The sequence below is a fragment of the Inquilinus limosus genome (assembly GCF_002195995.1).
Classification (GTDB): domain Bacteria; phylum Pseudomonadota; class Alphaproteobacteria; order DSM-16000; family Inquilinaceae; genus Inquilinus; species Inquilinus limosus_C.
In genome coordinates this window covers 112,339-131,485 of sequence record NZ_NHON01000003.1, presented here as the reverse complement: position 1 = coordinate 131,485, position 19,147 = coordinate 112,339, and the positions used below count along the sequence as shown (strand labels likewise).

The 19,147-nt window shown below is 69.5% G+C and carries 12 protein-coding genes and 2 tRNA genes; 9 read left to right on the top strand and 5 right to left on the bottom strand.

The features are described from left to right. Positions 1-235: 235 nt before the first annotated feature. Together BWR60_RS03080 and BWR60_RS03075 are read right to left on the bottom strand one after the other, a co-directional pair. On the bottom strand, positions 236-1,021 hold the full coding sequence (locus BWR60_RS03080) for a LytR/AlgR family response regulator transcription factor (RefSeq protein WP_088149535.1): 786 nt from the start codon (positions 1,019-1,021) through the stop codon (positions 236-238). Then, entirely contained in the window at positions 1,009-2,088 is a 1,080-nt protein-coding gene (locus tag BWR60_RS03075) for a sensor histidine kinase (protein ID WP_218823322.1), read from the bottom strand. Before BWR60_RS03075 ends, BWR60_RS03080 begins: the two co-directional genes overlap by 13 nt. A gap of 364 nt (positions 2,089-2,452) precedes the next feature. Between BWR60_RS03075 and BWR60_RS03070 the strand changes: the two genes are divergently transcribed. From BWR60_RS03070 to BWR60_RS03040, 7 genes are all read left to right on the top strand, one after another. Continuing rightward, positions 2,453-3,043 (top strand): hypothetical protein, encoded by a 591-nt coding sequence (locus BWR60_RS03070; protein WP_144445510.1) that lies wholly within the window; start codon positions 2,453-2,455, stop codon positions 3,041-3,043. Positions 3,044-3,378: 335 nt separating this feature from the next. Continuing rightward, a complete protein-coding gene (locus BWR60_RS36850) occupies positions 3,379-10,650 on the top strand; it encodes an autotransporter outer membrane beta-barrel domain-containing protein (RefSeq protein WP_179221609.1) in 7,272 nt (2,423 codons plus the stop codon). A 64-nt stretch (positions 10,651-10,714) separates the two neighbouring features. Continuing rightward, complete coding sequence (locus BWR60_RS03060) at positions 10,715-13,072, top strand: DUF3300 domain-containing protein (protein ID WP_144445509.1); 2,358 nt, start codon at positions 10,715-10,717, stop codon at positions 13,070-13,072. Between the two features lie 233 nt (positions 13,073-13,305). Beyond that, positions 13,306-13,995: a DUF3313 domain-containing protein gene (locus BWR60_RS03055; RefSeq protein WP_088149530.1), complete on the top strand. Its 690-nt coding sequence runs from the start codon at positions 13,306-13,308 to the stop codon at positions 13,993-13,995. 490 nt (positions 13,996-14,485) lie between these two features. Beyond that, positions 14,486-14,562: transfer RNA gene (locus tag BWR60_RS03050), tRNA-Pro, on the top strand. A 128-nt stretch (positions 14,563-14,690) separates the two neighbouring features. Beyond that, positions 14,691-14,981, top strand: coding sequence for an ETC complex I subunit (locus BWR60_RS03045; protein ID WP_088149529.1), 291 nt, complete (start codon positions 14,691-14,693; stop codon positions 14,979-14,981). Positions 14,982-15,023: 42 nt separating this feature from the next. Continuing rightward, a tRNA-Arg gene (locus tag BWR60_RS03040) sits at positions 15,024-15,100 on the top strand. 18 nt (positions 15,101-15,118) lie between these two features. On the opposite strand, the gene BWR60_RS03035 is transcribed toward BWR60_RS03040, so the two are convergent. Beyond that, positions 15,119-16,966 (bottom strand): calcium-binding protein, encoded by a 1,848-nt coding sequence (locus BWR60_RS03035; protein ID WP_088149528.1) that lies wholly within the window; start codon positions 16,964-16,966, stop codon positions 15,119-15,121. A gap of 192 nt (positions 16,967-17,158) precedes the next feature. Further along, a complete protein-coding gene (locus tag BWR60_RS03030) occupies positions 17,159-17,725 on the bottom strand; it encodes a LexA family transcriptional regulator (RefSeq protein WP_218823321.1) in 567 nt (188 codons plus the stop codon). A 267-nt stretch (positions 17,726-17,992) separates the two neighbouring features. Between BWR60_RS03030 and BWR60_RS03025 the strand changes: the two genes are divergently transcribed. Together BWR60_RS03025 and BWR60_RS03020 are read left to right on the top strand one after the other, a co-directional pair. Beyond that, positions 17,993-18,325, top strand: coding sequence for a hypothetical protein (locus BWR60_RS03025; protein WP_088149526.1), 333 nt, complete (start codon positions 17,993-17,995; stop codon positions 18,323-18,325). Beyond that, on the top strand, positions 18,325-18,831 hold the full coding sequence (locus BWR60_RS03020; RefSeq protein ID WP_088149525.1) for a hypothetical protein: 507 nt from the start codon (positions 18,325-18,327) through the stop codon (positions 18,829-18,831). The genes BWR60_RS03025 and BWR60_RS03020 overlap by 1 nt, the downstream gene beginning before the upstream one ends. An 18-nt stretch (positions 18,832-18,849) precedes the next feature. On the opposite strand, the gene BWR60_RS03015 is transcribed toward BWR60_RS03020, so the two are convergent. Then, complete coding sequence (locus tag BWR60_RS03015) at positions 18,850-19,143, bottom strand: hypothetical protein (protein ID WP_088149524.1); 294 nt, start codon at positions 19,141-19,143, stop codon at positions 18,850-18,852. Between the last annotated feature and the right edge of the window lie 4 nt (positions 19,144-19,147).

Genomic DNA, 19,147 nt, shown 5'->3' with positions numbered 1-19,147 from the left:
GATATGATTATGCCCATCGGTGCCGAGCCCCCGTGCCGATTAACATCTATGAGCTCTCGGCCGGGTCAGCGCTGCAGGTAAATGCGCCTATACCGCAATAGCAAGACTGCGTGTACATCGGTGGCATCCTGTCCCCGCAACCAACTTTGTTATAACTCCATCCACATCGACATCTGACACAGAGCCCCGCCCCAGAACGGCGGCGCTTGTTGCATCTGAGCGTGGCGTCAGTACATCAGACGATCATCATGGGGCGGGTCTCGAGGCTCTGCCGCAGTCGCCGGGCGGCAATGCGGCCCAGCGTGACTGGTCCAATGCCGTCACCGAGCGACAGGCTGCAGCGCCCGGCTTCCTGCCAGTCCACCCGCTCCAGCTGGTCCAGGTTGACGATCAGCGAGCGGCTGATGCGGACGAAGGGAGGCGTGGGCAGCTGGGCTTCGAAGTGCCGGAGCAGCCGGCAGACCAGATAGTCCCGCGCCCCCATCAGGAAGACGCGGGTGAAATCCGCCTCCGCCGCCAGCATGGCGACCGTGCCGAGCGGTGCGATCACCGACTTGCCGTCGATGCGCAGATGGATGCGCTGCTGCGGCCCGTCGCGCTGCGGATCGCCATCCAGCTCGACGTCGTCCTGCCGCTCCCGACCGGAGGTCGGCGCGCGCAACGTGTCCTGCCGGTGCTGGCGCAGCCGATCGACCGTCACGGCCAGCCGCCGTGGGTCGACCGGCTTCAGGAGGAAGTCGAGCGCCGAGACGTCGAACGCCCTGACCGCATAGAGGTCGTGCGCGGTCACGAACACGATCGCCGGCGCCGGCGACAGCTGTGCGACCAGATCGAAGCCGCGACCGTCGGTCAGCTCGACGTCCAGGAAGATCGCATCGGGGCGCAGCGCCGTGGCCTGCGCCTGCGCCTCGGACACCGTGCCGGCCTCGGCCACGACCTCGATATCCGGATGTGCCTGCAGCAGCCGCCGCAAGCCGCGGCGCGCCGGCGGCTCGTCATCCACGACCATCACGCGAAGCATGCATCCCCCCTCAGCAGCAGCCGCGCCATCACGAGGTCGTCCTCCTGGCTCAGGGACAGTTCGTGGCGCGCCGGATAATGCAGTTCGAGCCGGCGCCTGGTGTTGGCCAGGCCGACGCCCGGCCGGTCGCCCACGCGCGGGGCCAGCCGGCCGGGGTTGACGACCTCGATCACCACGGCGTCGTCGGCCGTCCGCCGGGCGGTCACGCGGATCTCCAGCATCTCGGCGGATGACCGCAGACCGTGCTTCACTGCGTTCTCGACCAGCCCCTGCACGATCAGGTGCGGCACGGCGACGGCTCGTACCGCCGGATCCATCTCGACGACGCAGCGCAGGCGGCCCTCGAAGCGCAGCTCCTGGATGCGGACAAAGGCGCGCACCGCCTCGATCTCGTCGGTCAGCGGGCACACCGGCCGGGTCTGCTGGTCCAGCGAATAGCGGAGATAGGCGGCGATGCGGTGGGTCATCTCCAGCGCGGAATCGGGATTGTCCGGGATCTCGGCCGCCACGGTGTTGAGCGCATTGAACAGGAAATGGGGGTCGAGCTGCAGGCGCAGGCGCTGCAGCTCAGCCCGGGTCGCGGCCGCCTGCGCCTCGCTGCGCCGCACCCGCTCCGATCGGGCGTCGACAGCCGCCCGGATCCAGAAATAGGCCAGCGACCAGCCGAGGAAGACCGCGGTGTAGAAGACCGCCGGGACGGCGTCGTTGGCCGCCATGTTGCCTACGGGGATGTCGGGGAACAGGCCGTCCTTGAGCGCATTGGCGATCACCATCTGCAGGATCCCGCCGAGGACGGAGCATGCCAGCGCCCAGGCGGCGATGACAGCCCCGCGATGCTGGGTCCGCTGCAGATAGAGCTTGTACGCTGCGCTCGTCAGCAGGAAGCCGATCGGGTCAAGCACCAGGGTCAGCGCCACGGTCAGCGCGACGTCGTTGAAGGCGGCGAGCCGCGAGACCAGGCCGAAGAAGGCGATGAAGATCCAGGCTGCCGCGTTCGCGCGCCAGAATGAAATCGGTGGCGACGGGGCACCGTCCGTCGCTCCATCCGCAGCCGCGAAAGGGGGCAAGTCAGCCAGTCTCCGATATCCGGCGGAGATCCGATCGCATCTCTCGCCAAGGGCGGTCCGCCATGATGCGGCGACCGGCCGGCCGTGGAAATGTCGGTTCATCGACTGGATCGGCCGTTTCATCGAATTGGGCAGGCGCCCACCGGCGCAACGATATTAGGACCTTGGTCAAGCGGATGATGCTTCGTGTCCGCCAGCAAGGAACCGATAGCATCTTTCTGCTGGGCGCAAAAGGCGAGCGTCGCCGCCAGTCGGTGCGAGCTGACGCCCTGACCCTCGGACGGTGCAACTGGGCGCCGGCATGTCGGCCGGCCCCCAACCTGCTCCGTCCTCGTTTGATCAACACGACGAGAGGAAGGCTGACATGACCGGATTTCGAGCCCCTGCACGGCCATTGGGCTGCATTGCGGCGTGCCTGGTCGGCCTTGCCATAGGCGTCTCGCCCGTCGCCGCCCAGGAGGGAGCGGGCGCGGGCGTTCTGATGACGACAACCGCGACGGTGCAGGCCATCGATCTCGAGAGCCGGTCGGTGACGCTCAAGGACGGCGACGGCCGCATCACGGCCGTCCATGTCGGACCGCAGGTCATCAACCTTCCGCAGGTCCGGCCCGGCGACCGCGTCAATGTCAGCCGTTACCAGGCCGTGGCCATCGATATCGCCAAGGCGGTGGCGGGTTCGGCGCCTATGGCGACGCAGACGGCAGAGGCGACATTGGCCGAGCCAGGGGAGCTCCCCTATGGCGATGCATCGGTCGTGACCCGGATCAAGGCGCAGGTCGTCGGCCTCAACCCCGCCCAGCACACGATCATGTTCATGGGGCCGGCAGGCGGCGTCCGCACGGTCTTCGTCCAGAGGCCGCGGGTTCGGCAGCTGCTGGATCAGCTGCAGGTGGGCGACATGGTCCAGATCTCCTTCGTCGAATCCGAAGCAATCTCCGTGGAGCCCGCGTCGTAGCGGGCGCAAGGGCGTAGCCCCGGCCGGCTCTCGTGCAATGCGCGAACGAAATGTCCGAACCGCTAGGCGCCAAGGACCGACGGAGTCATTCGTCCGTCGCATCTGTTGCCGAAGGCTGCCCGCCAAGATGCGGCGAGTGATCGTCGGCATGTCGCTTCATCGACTGGACTGGCCGTTTCATCGATTAATGCGCGCCCCGGCTGGGCAATGAGGTTAGGACTACCGTCGGTGAAGAGGATATTTCGCGTCTTCACAAGGAATCAATAGCACCTCTCCCCCGAACGCAAATAACCGGCGTCGGCGCGAGGTCGATCGGATTCAGGCAGGAGGCCGATATGGTCGAGTCGAAAGGTCACGAGGGCCGGAACGCCGCAGGAGCCCGATCCCTGGCTGCTATCGAGCGGAAGATTGGCGCGATACCGGCCCACAGCCATGTCGGCCGTGTCGCAACCCGGGGCCGCCTGCTGGGCACCGTTGCGGTCGTCGCCGGCCTCTGGTCGCTCGCCCCGGCCGTGGCACAGAATTATTACCCCTGCACCACTCCCCAGGACGGCGGCAGCTCGTGCACGGTGGAGAGCGGAGCGGACACGACCGGGGTGAGCGTCGTGGACACCGGAACGTTCTGGGACGACTACCCGTACAGCCTCACCAACGGCGCCAACATCACCGCGTCCACCGCCAATCAGTCCAATATCCTGCATCTGGAACTGGACGGCTCCGCAGGCAATGACAACGGCGGCACGACCGATGCAACCGCGTATAGCGGCGGCGCGTTGTCGCTCACCAACACCGGCAACATCACGCTGCAGGGCGAGTCGAGCAACACCAACGACTGGGGCCAGGTCACCGGCATCTTCGTGCAGGCGAATGGCGGCGCCGGGGCGAAGCCGGGCGACAATGGACATGACGGCGGACGCGGCGGCGACAGCGGCACGATCACGATCACGAACAACGGGACGATCATCATCGATGCCTCGGCCGCGCAGGGTTCCACGCCGAAGGTGAACGGCATCGACGCCGGCGCGAGTGCCGGCGCGGGCGGCGACATGAATACGGGCGCAGGCGACCAGCAGGGCGGCAACAGCGGCGACGCCAAGACGATCACCATCACCAATAACGGCGCGATTCAGATCGGCAGCGAGAGCAGTCCGTTCACGGGGACCGGACAGGCCCGCATCATCAATGCCCATGGCGACGGCAGCAACGGCGGCACGGAGAATGGCGAAGGGGGCGCCGGGGCGACCATCTCCGTCACCAACAACGCCGCGATCTCCCTCTACTGGAAGGGGCTGGACGGGACATCGGATGGCGTTCAGGGCATCTATGCCCGCAGCCAGGGCGGCAGCGGCATCGCCTCGGGCGACAACTCCGACCCGGGCGGCAAAGGCGAGTCCGGACGCCCGATCACCCTGACGACCAACGGCGACATCACGGTTTCCTCGTCGCTCTCGAACGGAGGGGCGCCGGAGGGCGCCTCGGCCGGGATGTACGCAATCTCCCAGGGCGGCGATGGTGGAGATGGCCCCGACAAAGACCATGATGGCGGCGCCGGCGGCGGCGCAAGCATCAACGCCAGCGGCGAGAGTGAGGGCACCACCACGATAACCGTTCAGAACGCCGCCACGATCTCGGCGTCGGGGGCCGGCATCATGGGCGTCGCCGCCCGCAGCCTCGGCGGCAACGGCGGAGACGGAGGCGACGGCACCAGCGGCGGGGCCGGCGGCTACGGCGGCAAGATCCAGATCAATGTCGAGGACGGCGCCACCATCACGACGGACGGCGACGATGGCTATGCCGTTCTCGGCCAGTCCGTCGGCGGGATCGGCGGCGGCAATGCCAGCACGGCCGGCGCGGGCGGCGACGGCGGCGACGTCGGCGTCTACGCCTCATCGGGCACGACGATCACCACCCAGGGCGACTATGCCGCCGGCGTGACGCTGCACTCCATCGGCGGCGGCGGCGGCCTCGGCGGAGATTTCACCAACGTCCTCGCCGGTTCGGGCGGCGACGGCGGCAACGGCGGCGATGCCGGAGTGGTCGAGATCACGTCCGGCGCGGATGTGACGACGCATGGCCAGTACGCGCATGGTCTGCTCGTGCAGTCGATCGGCGGGTCCGGCGGTGCGGGCGGCGTGGGCGTCGGGTTCGTTCTCGCCCTCGGCGGTCAGGGCGGTGAAGGCGGCGGCGGCGAGAACGTGATCGTGAACAACACCGGTGCGGTGACGACATCGGGATACGGTGCGAACGGCATCGTGGCGCAGACGCTGTCGGGCGGCGGCGGCGCGGCCGGTGCCGCCGGCGGTGCGATCAGCGTCGGCGGCAACGCCGGGGCTGGCGCCAACAACTCGGCAATCGCCTACGTTACGAACAACAACGACGTGACGACGAAGGGCGACGCCGCTGTCGGCATCCTCGTCCAGTCGATCGGCGGTGGTGGCGGCACGGGAGCGGGGGCCGCCGGCATCGCCGCTGTCGGCGGCTCCGGCGGCGCGGGTGGCGATGCGGGCATCGCGCGGATCTTCGACGTCGGCGGCACCGTGTCGACGACCGGCGAGTTCTCGCCCGGCCTCGTCGCACAGTCGATCGGCGGCGGCGGCGGCTCGGGCGGCAACGTCGTCGACGTGTCGGTCGGCGCTGGCCTCGGCATCGGCGGATCGGGCTCCGGCGGCGGCTATGGCGGGCATGCCTGCATCAGCAACACATACGATGGCTGCGACTACACCGACTCCACCGGTGAGGTGGACGGCAGCCCGAGCGACGACGGCGACAAGGCACCGGCGCTGAGCGGATCGACCATCATCACGTCGGGCGACTTCTCCGCCGGCGCGATCGCCCAGTCCATCGGTGGCGGTGGTGGCAACGGCGGCACTGCAAACGGCGCTGGCGCACTCGATGTCGCGACGCTGCAGATCGGTGGCTTGGGGGCCGGGGGCTCGGACGGCCGCCCGGCGCTGATGACCTTCGACAACCTCACGCTCACGACGCAGGGCAACAACGCGCCGGGCCTTCTGACGCAGTCGATCGGCGGCGGTGGCGGTAACGGCGGCAACGCCAAGTCGGCCGACGTGGAAGACATTCTGCCGGTGCAGGTGGGGGGCGCCGGCGGCGGCGGCGGCGCGGGCAACCTCGCCACGGTGGACCTCGACGGGGGCGCCCTCACGACCACCGGGGCGCATTCGTCCGCCGTCGTGGCGCAGTCGATCGGCGGCGGTGGCGGCAACGGCGGCTCGGCGGCCGGCTACAGCGCCTCGGTGGGCCTCGGCATCAACACCTCGGTCGGCGCCTCGGGAGGCTCCGGCGGGTCCGGCGACACGGTCAGCGTGAGCATCACCTCCACCCATATTTCCACGGGGTTCGACGCGAGCGGCAACGTCATCGACGGGGTGACCGACTCCCACGGCGTGGTGGCGCAGTCGATCGGCGGCGGCGGCGGCAACGGCGGCACCTCGGTCGCCGATGCGATGACCCTCGCCTTTCCGGGCGCGGAGCTCGACCTTCCACCCTTTGCCGCGAGCATCACGACGTCGGTCGGCGGCAAGGGCGGGGTGGCCGGCGCGGGCGGCACGGCGGCGGTCACGCTGACGGGCAATGCGCATGTCCAGACGGGCGGCGACGGATCGATCGGCGTGCTCGCCCAGTCGATCGGCGGCGGCGGTGGCAACGGCGGCAGCGCCTCATCGTTCGCCGGCACGATCGGCGACGTCGACACGGTCTCGTCGGACATCTCCACCGCGGTGGGCAACTCGGGCGGTGCCGGTGGCGATACCGGAGCCGCCAGTGTGTCGCTCGACGACACCGCCTCGGTTTACACCGCGGGCGATTATTCCAACGCAGTCGTGGTGCAGTCGATCGGCGGCGGCGGCGGCAACGGCGGCGTCGGCAGCGCGAGCAACGACCAGATCGGCGGCGGCTTCAACCTGAGCGCCAATATCGGTCTCGGCGGTGCCGGGGGCAGTGGCGGCACGCCGGGCTCGGCCACGGTGGTTCTCCAGGACGGGACGAACATCGGCACAACCGGCTCGGGCGCTCGCGGCGTTCTGGCGCAGTCGATCGGCGGCGGCGGCGGCACGGGGCAGGGCGGCACGATCGGCCTGTCCGGCAGCGCATCCGTTGCCGGCGGCGACGGAGAGGGTGAGGCGGCGGCCGCGGACGATGATGGCGGCGACGACGATGCGGATCCGATCTCCGGCAGCGTGACCGTCAATATCGGCTCGAACACCGGCGACGGCATGACCGGCGGCAAGGTCAGCGTCACCGCGAACGGCACGATCACCACGGCCGGCGGCGATGCGGACGGCATTCTCGCCCAGTCCATCGGAGGCTCGGGAGGTCTCGCAGGCTCGGTCGGCAACGATGCGGGCTCCGACAGCGATGGCTTCGGAGGCGGTGACGAGGACACGAAGTATACCCTGACCGCCTCGCTGGGCGGAGCCGGAGGCACCGGCGGACATGGCGGCGAGGTCGATGTCATCGTCGACAAGGGCCATGTGACGACGACCGGAGACTGGGCGGACGGCGTCGTCGCGCAGTCGATCGGCGGCGGCGGCGGGGCCGGGGGCACCTCCACCGCGGCAGGAAGCGACGCGACGGCAACCATCGCCCTCGCGATCGGCGGCCATGGCGGAGCGGGCGGAGACGGCGGCGCAGTGAATGCCACGTTCGACGATCCCGACGGGAGCAACGACAGCTATGTCATCAGCACGTCCGGATTCGCGGCCTACGGTGTGCTCCTGCAGTCGATCGGCGGTGGCGGCGGCCAGGGCGGCGACGGCTCCGACAGCGCGTCGGGTGGAATCACCGTCGGGGGCGGCATCGGCGGCTCCTCCGGTTCGTCCGGCGATGGCGGTGCCGTCACGATCATTTCCCCAAGCGCGCTCGCCGTATTGACAACGGGGCACGACGCCCATGGCGTCGTCGCCCAGTCCATCGGCGGTGGCGGCGGCGTTGGCGGGGCGGGGAGTTCCGAGGCGGCGACCGATGACGACAGCCACACGATCGACCTCTCCGTCGGTGGCTCCGGCGGATCGGGTGGCAACGGCGGGACCGTCACGCTCGGCTTCACCGCGCCCTGGTCCGGCATCCAGACGATGGGCAACAGGTCCTACGCCGTCCTGGCGCAGTCCATCGGCGGTGGCGGCGGCCTCGGCGGCGGCGGGTCGTCCGACAGCGTGTCGAGCCTCACGGTCGGCGGGTCGGGCGGCGCAACGGGCAACGGCGAGGCGGTCAGCCTGTCGCTGACTGGGGGCTTTCATACCGCCGGCAACGATGCGTACGGCATCGTTGCGCAGTCCATCGGCGGCGGCGGCGGCATCGGCGGCGCGGGTACCGTGACCGCGAATACGCCCCTGAAGTTCGGCGGACAGGACGGGGCGAGCGGAGACGGGGGAGACGTCACGGTTCAACTCAGCGGCTTCAGCATCGGCACCGAGGGCGACGGGGCGCACGCATTGATCGCGCAGTCCATCGGTGGCGGCGGCGGCATCGCCGGGAACACCGGCGGCTCCGTAAGCGCCTCGAACTACGCCTTCTCCGACAGTTCCGGCTCGGGCCACGCCGTTTCGGTGACCGTGGACGGCAACATCACCACCACTGGCGATCGGGCCCACGGCATCATTGCGCAGTCCATCGGCGGCGGCGGCGGCATCTACAGCGTCTCGGGAAACGGCGAGACGATCTATGGCTCCACCGCATCCAGTTTCGATGGCACCAGCGCGTCCGGCGACGTGACGGTCTCCCAGTCCGGCATACTCACGACGACGGGCGCGGACTCGATCGGTATTTTTGCCCAGAGCACGAGCCTCAACGGCCCCGGCTTCATGGGCACCATCACGGGCACGGTGAACGGTACGGTCACCGGCGGGTCGGGCGCAGGCGCCGGTGTCTGGGTGGTGGCCGGTGAGAACAATGTGCTGACCGTGAATGCCGGCGGCAGCGTGTCGGCCGCCTCGGGCACCGCCATCCGCTACGACGGCAGGTCCGAAACCGCCGATGGCAGCGTGCTGACGGTCGACAATTACGGCACGATCTCCGGCAACATCCTGCTGAGCAACGCCGACGGCAGTTGCACCACAACCGCGGACAGCGCCTCGGGCTGCGCCGCCGGCACGGTGAACAACTATTCCAGCCACACGCTGGTGGACGCGTCGCTGTACCAGGCGGACGTGAACAACCAGGGCCGGATGGTGGTCGGCCATTCCGGTGCGATCGACGGCACCGAGATCACCGGCGACTTCACCCAAGGGGCGGCCGGCACCCTGGTCGTCGACACCGACTTCAACAGCTTCGGCGCCGACCGGCTGCTGGTGCGCGGCGACGCGCAGCTGGGTGGCACGCTGGACCTGCAGGCCACCAGCCTGCGGCCCGACCGCGAGCTGACCGTGCTGACGGTCGACGGCGCCGCTGCCGGCGCGATCACGCCGGAGGCCTCGCCGATCTACGATTTCGCGCTGACCCCGGCCGGGCACGACTATCGCCTGTCGGTCGCCTCGGCCGATTTCGATGCGGCGTCGATGCGGCTGGAGGACAGCCAGTCCGGCGTCGCCCACGGCCTGCAGGGCGTCTGGGACGCCGGCGGCACCGACAGCTTCGGCACGCTGTTCGCCACCCTCGGTACGGCAGCGGAGCAGGGCTCGAAGGTCTACTCCGGCATGCTGTCCGACCTTTCTCCGGGCGTGGTCCTGGCCCCGGCGGCGCAGCTGCAGGCCGGCATGGCCCGCTTCAACACCGGGCTGATGAGCTGCCCGGTGTTCAGCGGCGCCGACGCCCTGACCGGCGAGACCGACTGCGCCTGGGCCCAGGTCTCCGGCCGCTCCACCCAGCAGACCGCCGACGCCGGCATCTCCGGCTTCTCGAACGACAGCATCACCTACCAGGTCGGCGGCCAGCACGAGGTGGCGCCGGGCTGGTTCGTCGGCATGTCCGGCGCGTATCAGCAGAGTTGGCTGGAGGGCTATGACAACCGGGTCGACGGCGACGGCAGCAGCGGTTATCTCGGCCTGACGGTGAAGCGCGAGATGGGGGCCTGGCAGATCGCCGGCGCGCTCAGCGGCAGCTACGGCAGCTTCGATATCAAGCGCCGGATCGCTATTCCAGGCTTCGCCGACACCGTCTCCAGCGACCCGGATGTGTTCGCCGGGGCGGCCCGGCTGCGGGTGGCGCGGACCTTCGCCTTCTCCGAGATGTACCTGAAGCCCTATGTCGACCTCGACGCGATCTATTCGCGGATGCCGGGCTACCGTGAAAGCGGCGGCGGCGATCTCGGCCTGAAGGTGGAGGACAGCGACCAGTTCACCTTCGCCTTCTCGCCCACCCTCGAGGTCGGCGGGCGCGTCGCGGCGGGCAACGCCATTCTGCGGCCCTACGCCTATGCCGGCGTCACGGTCCTCAGCGACGACGACTGGTCGGCGAAGGCCCGCTTCACCGGCGCGCCGTCCGGCACCGGCAGCTTCGACACCTCGCTGCCGATCGACGATGTGGTGGCGCGCATCGGCGCCGGCGTCCAGCTCCTGACGACGGCGGGCATGGACATCCGGCTGCAGTATGATGGCGAGTTCTCCGACCGCACCTCCAGCAACGCCGGCTCGCTGAAAGCCATCCTGCCGTTCTGAGCGGAGGAGCCGAGCCACTCGGCACCGAATGTCCGGACCTGGCGGCTGTCACCTTGGAGAGATCATGGGCCAAATCAGTCGTGCCATGGGCGTGCTCGCCATCGGGTTGCTGGCGCTGGGATGGCCATATCCCGACGCCAGGGCCCAGGCTCCGGCCGACTCCGTGACGGCACTGTCCTGGCCACGGGACTTCGACCAGGGTGGTCAGCGGGTCGAGATCTACCAGCCGCAGATCGAGGATTGGAGCGGCGACCGTCTCTCTGGCCGGGCGGCCATCGCCATCGGCGCCAAGGGCGGCCAGCCGGTCTACGGCGTCGCCCGGTTCAGCGCCGACACCGATATCGACAAGACCGCCGGGCTGGTCCGGCTGCACGGGATCGCCATCGACGGCGTCGAGGTCCCGACCGCGCCCGACAAGGCGCCGGAGCTGCAGAAGGCGCTGCAGGCGCGGCTACCGGCCGACGGCATGACCGTCACGCTCGACCATCTGCAGACCAGCTACGCCGCGCAGCAGCAGATCGCCAAGCAGGCCGGCGTGCCGGTGCGGAACGACCCGCCGAAGATCGTCTTCGCCAGTGCCCCGACAGTGCTGGTGTCGATCGACGGCGATCCGCTGCTGCACCCGGTGGACGGGGCGGCCGGCTATCAGCGGGTGGTGAACGCCCGCGCCCTGATCCTGCAGGAGGACAAGACCTTCCACGTCCAGGCCGCGGGGGCCTGGTACGCGGCGTCCACGCTCGACGGGACCTGGGTGGTGACGGCAGCGCCCCCGGCCGCGCTGCAGGCGGCGGCGAAGGCGGCCGTCCGGTCCGTCGCGCCCGACCCGTTGCTGCCCGAGGACGGCAAGCCGCCGGCGACGCCGCCCTCCCTGCTGGTCGTGACCCAGCCGACCGAGCTGGTCGTCACCAGCGGCCCGCCGCAGGTCGCGCCGGTGGCCGGGGTCGGCCTGCTGACCATGACCAATGCCGACCATGCGGTGTTCGTCGATCCCTCGACCAACGGCACCTACGTGCTGGTCTCCGGCCGCTGGTTCCGGTCGACCGGGCTGGACGGGCCGTGGAGCTTCGTGCCGCCGGATTCGCTGCCGGCCGATTTCGCCAAGATCCCGCCCGACGATCCGAAGGCCGATGTGCTGGTCTCCGTCGCCGGCACGCCGCAGGCCAAGGAGGCGGTGATCGCGGCCTCGATCCCGCAGACCGCCACAGTCTCGCGCAGCAAGGCCGGCCTGCAGGTGTCCTATGCTGGCGGCGCGCCGGAGTTCGAGCCGATCCAGGGCACGCCCCTGGCCTACGCCGTGAATACGCCGGTGCCGGTGATCCGGGTCGACGCGGAGCATTATTATGCCGTGTCGAAGGGCGTCTGGTTCGTCGCCCTGGTGCCGGCGGGCCCGTGGCGCGTCGCCGATGCGGTGCCGGCGGTGATCTACACCATCCCGGCCTCGTCGCCGCTGCACTACGCCACCTATGTCCGGATCTATTCGGCGACGCCGGAGATCGTGGTGGCCGGCTATACGCCGGGCTATCTCGGTGTCGTCGTTGATCCCGCCAGCACCGTGGTCTACGGCACCGGCTACGCCTATCCGGCCTATGTCTCGGGCGATGTCTGGTACGGCTATCCGGCAACCTATGGCTACGGCGCGGGCTTCGGCCTGGGGGCTGCGACCGGCTTCGCCTTCGGTTTTGCGGCCGGGGCGCTCTGGGGCTCGGCCTCGCCCTATTGGGGGCCGTACTGGGGCTATGACGGCGGCTACGTGAACTGGAGCCATGTCGACGTCAACCAGGTGAATGTCTATGGCCGTTGGGGCGCGGGCACGGTCACCCATGCCAGCGGCTGGAACGGCTGGACGGACACGAGCTGGAGCGGCAGCCATGTCTCCGGCTTCAACCCCTACACCGGTGCCCATGGCCAGGCCGGCCGGGCCGGGGCCTTCGACTGGGACACCGGCGGCTATGCCGCGGGGCGGCAGGGTTCCTTCGCCAACCCCTCGACCGGTGTCGCCGTTGCCGGCCGTGCCGGCATCACCGGCAATGTCGACACCGGCGACTACCAGGCCGGCAGGCAGGTCGCCGGGGTGAATGCGCAGACCGGCCGGATCGGCGCCGCCCAGACGACCGTCACCGGCAATGTCCGGGACGGCGACCGCTCGGTCGACAGCACAGGGGCCGTGATCAACCCGCGCACCGATTCCGGCATGGCGTGGAACGACGGTAACGTCTATGCCGGCCATGACGGCAACGTCTACCAGCACACCGACGACGGCTGGCAGAAGCATGGCTCCGACGGCTGGCAGCCGGTGCAGCGCAACAGCGATGAGCTCGGCGGCCTCGATGGCCAGCGCCAGGCGCGCGGCCTCGGCCAGCAGCGGCTGGAGAGGTCGGAGGCAGGCGGGCGGTTCGGCGGTGGCATCAGGCGGCGTCGATGACCCCGCGGGGCTGGAGCGATGTGCAGCCGGCCCGTCGCGAAGCACGGATCCGAATAACCGCCCAACGGTGCTGGACCTGCCTCGCGATGCTGTTCGGACCGTCCTTCGTCGCGGTTCTGCAGCGAAGACGCAGCATCGGAGGCTCGTCGCCGAGGCACGCTGACGGCAGGCCCTGACCATGCCAATCCAGGCCCGGAGGCAGCCAGCCGCCAGGCGAAGACAAGGGGACGATCATGAAGACGGCAGGCATTCCGGCAGTAGCGGCGATGTTCATCCTCGCCGCCTGTTCCTCGACCACGCCTGAGACGACGGCCGGCCTCGGGGCCGAGATGTCGCTCGCGGCGCCGACGGCTGCGAACCCGAACGTCCCGGCGGGCCTCGCGGACAACACCTTCGTCTATCGCTCGCCGACGCTCGATATCTCGAAATATCACGGCTTCTACATCCCGGCCGCGGGCGTCTACAGGGGCGCCGATACGGATTTCGGGGAAACGGCGATGCAGGATCAGAGCCTGCTGGCCCAGGAGCTGACGCGGGATGTCACGAAGGCCCTCGCCCGCAGTCGCAACATCGTCTCCCGCCCCGGGCCCGGCATCGTCACTCTGCAACTGACCCTTGCCGGCGTATCCAAGACCCGGCCGGTTCTGTCGCTGACCCGGCTGACGCCCGTGGGGCTCGGGGTCACTGCGCTCAAATCCGCCGAAGGCATGCCTGCCGCCTTTGTCGGTACCGTCACCATCGCCGGGAAATTCACGGATTCCCGGACCGGAGAGATCCTCGGTGGCTTCGTGACGCGCCAGAGCCCGCCGGCCTACGATCTGCGATCCTCTGCCGGCACGATGGAGACGGCACGACTCGCCCTGTCCAGTTTTGCGGACGAGCTTGCCATCGCGATCAACAAGATGGCAGCGCAGCGCCCTTGACGATGCCCGGGCCGTGCAGGATCGCGATACGGCCCGTCGCAACACGGCTGGCTTCCCGAAGAGCCTTCATGTTGAATTTGAGTCTGGACTCTCGGTCCGATGATCGTGAGTCGGTACGCGCGAGCGTCGTTGGCTGCATGTCCCCGATTTGAAGCTGAGTCGGTGATAGCGGCTGAATGGGCCAGGGGTGGACGCAGCGGCAAGATGCCGCTTGCAAGGCTCGCGATGACGTAGCCGCCCACCGGCATCGACTTGTCCATCGTCACCTGCGCCGGGAAATTGGCGGTCGGCGACTCGTGTTTGCGTCGGTGGCGGTCCAGGGCCTTGTCATTGAGGTTGTGTGAACAAATATGGAACATTGGTCGGGACTATGTCGGGACTCCTGGCTTTAGGGTGCTCGGGTGGATGCTGTTTTGTTCTCATTGAGCCTGCAGATGCTCCTTGCCAACCCACTGCAAAACCTCTAGGAAACCTGCGGCGTTCGGGCCGTCGGGGCGTAGCGCAGTCTGGTAGCGCGCCTGCTTTGGGAGCAGGATGTCGGGAGTTCGAATCTCTCCGCCCCGACCATCCTGTCCGAGCCCCCCGGCCCACAGCGCTGTTCCCATCGACCGAGCTTGATGGTAGGAGGAGGCCCGGGCGGCGGCCGGCGAATCCTCGTGGCCGCGCCGGGGATCAGTCAGAGGGTCGGCCGAGGCATGCAGGCGCGCATCTACCGTCGTTCCAAATCCGCGATGCAGAGCGGCCGCGGCAAGGTCCATGACTGGGTCCTGGAATACGAGCCCGCGACGCCGCGCCGGCCGGAGCCGCTGATGGGCTGGGTCGCCTCGGGCGACACGCTGAACCAGGTGCAGCTCACCTTCCCGAGCAAGGAGGAGGCGATCGCCTTCGCCGAGCGCAAGAGCATCGCCTATTCGGTGCTGCCGGAGCATGAGCGCCGGGTGGTGCCGCGCAACTATGCCGACAATTTCCGCCCGCGGCCGCGCTGAGCGCGGCTGCCGGCGCCGGGCGCCGCGCGCCCTGCCGCACACGGCCCCGTAGCTCAGCTGGATAGAGCACCCGCCTTCTAAGCGGACGGTCGCTGGTTCGAGTCCAGCCGGGGTCGCCACCCTTCTCCCGACGGTCGCTACAGCACGAAATCGCCGGCGACGAGCGCGATGGTGCCGGTGAGCCGGATGTGGAAGTCCGACACCTTGTCGCCGTTGAGGTCGCCGGCGATCGTGGTGACGCCGCCGCCCGAGGCATAGCGCAGCTGTCCCGCGACGCCGGAATAGGCCGCGGTGCCGATGAAGGTGAATGCCTGGTCGCCGGCGGCGCCGGTGCTGGCGTCGATCGCCGCCAGGTCGATCCTGTCGCCCTGGGCATGGCTGAAATCGGTGATCAGGTCGGAGCCGGCGCCCACCGGGCTCTGCGCCGCGCTGCCATAGACGAAGCGGTCGGCCCCCGTGCCGCCCGTGAGCGTATCCTGGCCGCCGGAGCCGGTCAGGACGTCGTTGCCGTTCCAGCCCTGCAGCGTGTTGGCGCCGCTGTGGCCGACCAGGCTGTCATTGCCCTGGCTGCCGGACAGGTTCTCGATCCCGGCCAGCACGTCGCCCTGAGCCTCGCCGCCGCTGCCGATGCCGGTGACGAGATTGACCGAGATCCCGGCCGCGCCGGTGAAGTAGCTGGCGGTATCGGTCCCCGCGCCGCCGTCGAGGGTGTCGGCGCCGGCGCCGCCGCGCAGCACATCGGCGCCGTCGCCGCCATAGAGCGCGTCGTCGCCATTGAGGCCGTTGAGCGTGTCGTCGCCGCCGAGGCCGTTGATCTCGTCGCCGACGGAGTCGTGACCGTAGAGGGTGTTGGCGTCCTCGGTGCCGGTCACCAGCCCGTCGCGCGGGTCGATGATCTGGGTCCGGATCTCGTCGGCGGCGGAGCTGTGCCAGGCCACCACCAGCCGGCCGTCGGCCAGCGCCGTGATGTGGGGATAGAATTGCCCCCCGGCGCCGTCGGTGCCTGTGTTGACGGTGAACTGGCCGCCGACCCGGGCGCCGAAGGCGTCGAAGCGCTGGCCGACGATATTGTAGTCGGCGCTGTTGACGCCCGAGGAGGCATCGGACCAGACGGCGACGAAGCCGCCATCCGCGAGGGCGACGAGGTCGGGAAAGCCCTGATGGGATGCGAAGATCGAGTTGACCAGGAACTCGGCGCCGACCTGTGCGCCGTCGGCATCGTAGATCTGGGCGTGGATGCTGGTGCCGCTCCGGTCCTGCAGGGTGGTCGAGAATTCGCCCCAGGCGATGGCGAAGCCACCATTGGCCAGGCCGATCACGACCGCCGGGTTGCTGCCCCCGGCTGGGGCACCCGCCGTGTCGTTGACCTGGGTCGAAGCGGTGATGGCGGTGCCGTCCGCATGGAAGACGCGATACCGGTAGTTGTTGCCCCCCTCATGGTCGATCCAGGTGACGACGTAGCGATTCCCGCCGGACAGCTCCGCGATCGACGGCGCTTCCTGGATTCCGGCCGTCGCGTCGCTGTTGACCACCGTGGCGCCGATCCTGATGTCGTCGCCCGACTTGTAGGCGGAGCGAAAGCCGGTACCGAGCGCGCTGATCGTGCCCTGGCTTTCGAAGACAGCCGGGGCCGCGAAACTCTCTGCGGACTGGAACGTGCCGTCGGCCCCGTAGGTGTTCACCCATGCGTTCCTGTCGCCGAGCACGGATTCGGTGAAACTGATGGCGAAGCCGCCATCCGCCAGCGCCGCGACCTGCGGCTCCGAATAGAAGCCGTTCGGATTCTCGCCGATGACCACGATCTGGGCGCCGACGGCGTTGCCGGAAGCGTCGAAGCGCTGGGCCAGGACATGCTGGGGCGAGCTGTCGTTGTCCGCCCACACCACGACATAGCCGCCATCCGCGAGGCCGACGACATCCGACCCGCGGATATCGGCATCGCCCATCCCGACGACCTTCTCACCGCCCCATTTCCGCACCGGCATGACGATTCCCCCCCCGTTCCAGGTCCGTCGTGCCCGGCCACCGGGCCGGGCATGGCGGGATAATCTGGCGCGGAACGGCGCGGGCGGCATCGCCCGGACAGGAGATGCGCGTTTGTCACATATGAACTATGGTGATGGGTTTTTGGTCACAATCATTCGGGAGCCGCATTGCCATGGCGTCGGCGTCGGCCTTCAGTCCCGCTTCACCCATTTCACCGGCACCACCCATTCGACCACCACATCCTCCATCGGCGGGGCGTTGTAGCTGTCGAGGGTGAAATAGCCGGGGCCGGAGCCGCGGCGCAGCACCTTGACGAAGGTGCGGCCGTCGGCGAGCCGGACCACCACCTCGCGGCCGATCAGGCCGGCCGGGTCGCCGGCGGCGTCGGCCCGGCGGTAGTAGATCGTCTCGCGCTCGAGATAGCGCGGGAACATGGAATCGCCTTCGACGATCACGGCCACCGTCGCCTCGTCCGCGCCGGGCGGGGCCTCGACCTCGTCGATCCGCTCGGACGACATGTCGCCGTCGAACAGATGCACCTCCGCTCCGGCGCCGACCTTGCCGACCAGGCGCACGGCGCGCGGCGTGCCCAGCACCTCCAGCTCGCTGGCGCCGAAAGCGTCGGCGGCCAGCCGGATATAGTCGGCGGTCAGCCGCCGCTCGCCGCGCTCGAGCTTGATGAGCTGGCCGCGGGAGACGCCCATGGCCTCGGCCGCCTGCTCATGCGTCCAGCCCCGGGCCTGACGCAGCTGTTTCAATCCATTCCCCATTATGGGGATCTTAGCGGATCCGATTTGGTTTGTAATTCCCCATTATGGGAAAGATCGACTTGACTTAATTCCCCATATTGGGGAATATTCATCGTATGGCTCTGATCGATTTCATCCCGTCCGAAGGCCCATCCGGGTGATCCCGCGGCTGCCGGACAGTCCGGCGCCGCCGCGCCTCGGCGACGCCGGCTGATTGTCCATCCGCAACGGACCGTGGCGGCCCGGCTGACCGCCCTTCCTTTCCGGAGTTCCGCCATGTCCCTCGCACCCCTGTCGGCCGGCCCGATGGCCGGCCTCGCCCTCGCTTTGTCCGCGCTCCAGCCGGCCCCGGCGGCCGCCCAGGCGGAAAGCCCCTGCGCGCCCTACGAGATCGTGGCCGCAGCGCTCAACGAGCGCTACCACGAGGCGCCGGTGGCGCGGATGCTGTCCGACCGCGGCTTCGTCATCGAGGTCCTGGCCTCGGACGACGGCGCCAGCTTCACCGTGCTCGGCATCCAGCCCACCGGCAGCGCCTGCGTGCTGGCGACCGGGTCGGCCTTCACCCTTGTCAGCCCGGCGGCGACGCCGGTGCCGGGGACGGGCGCCTGATGGGCGACGCGGTCCCGGTCCCGCTCAGCGACCGCAGCCGGGCGCTGCTCGCCATCATCGCGGCCGCGGCGGAGGAGGGGGCGCCGACGCCCTCGGCCCCCGAGCTGACGGCGGCGCTGGAGGCGGCGGGGCACCGGCTCAGCCGCAATCCCGGCCAGATCGGCTACGAGCTGCGGCGGCTGGAGCGCGCCGGCCGGATCACCATCATCGGGCGGCAGAGCCGGCGGGTCTTCGAGATCGCCGGCACCGGCCGGCGCACGGAACGGCGGCTTGCCGGGAAAAGCCGGATGCTGCTCCTGGCCCGGCTGAGGCTGCGGTCCGGGGTCGATCCGGCGGATTGGCCGCGGCCGACGCGGGAGAGCGCCGCGGCCTATGACGCCGCGGTGCGGCGCCGCGAATTCGCCCGGCACGAGCATCCCGAGCCGGCCGGCCCGCTGGTCCGGATCCGCCCGCCGGCCCGGCAGTCGCCGACCGGTTGCGCGACCGCGATGATGGCGGCCTGGTGAGATGGCCGGCGGGCCGGTTCAGATCCGGGCGGCGTCCGGCCCGCTGAAATAGGCATCGCGGAACGCCGCGAAGTCCCGCCGGAACTGCTCCAGCCCATAGGGCTCGGGCGGTTCCGCCAGCGTCCGTCGGGTGATGGCGGCCAGGACGCAGTCATGGATCCGGCCGAGGCTGCCGCCCTCATGCGCGATCCGCATGGCGCGGGCGATCCACTCCATCTCCAGCGGGGAGGGCTGGTGGCCCTCCTGCCAGTTGAGGAGATAGATCCGCAGCCAGGCGTGGATCGCCTCGGCCTGCCTCAAGGACTCCGACATGTGA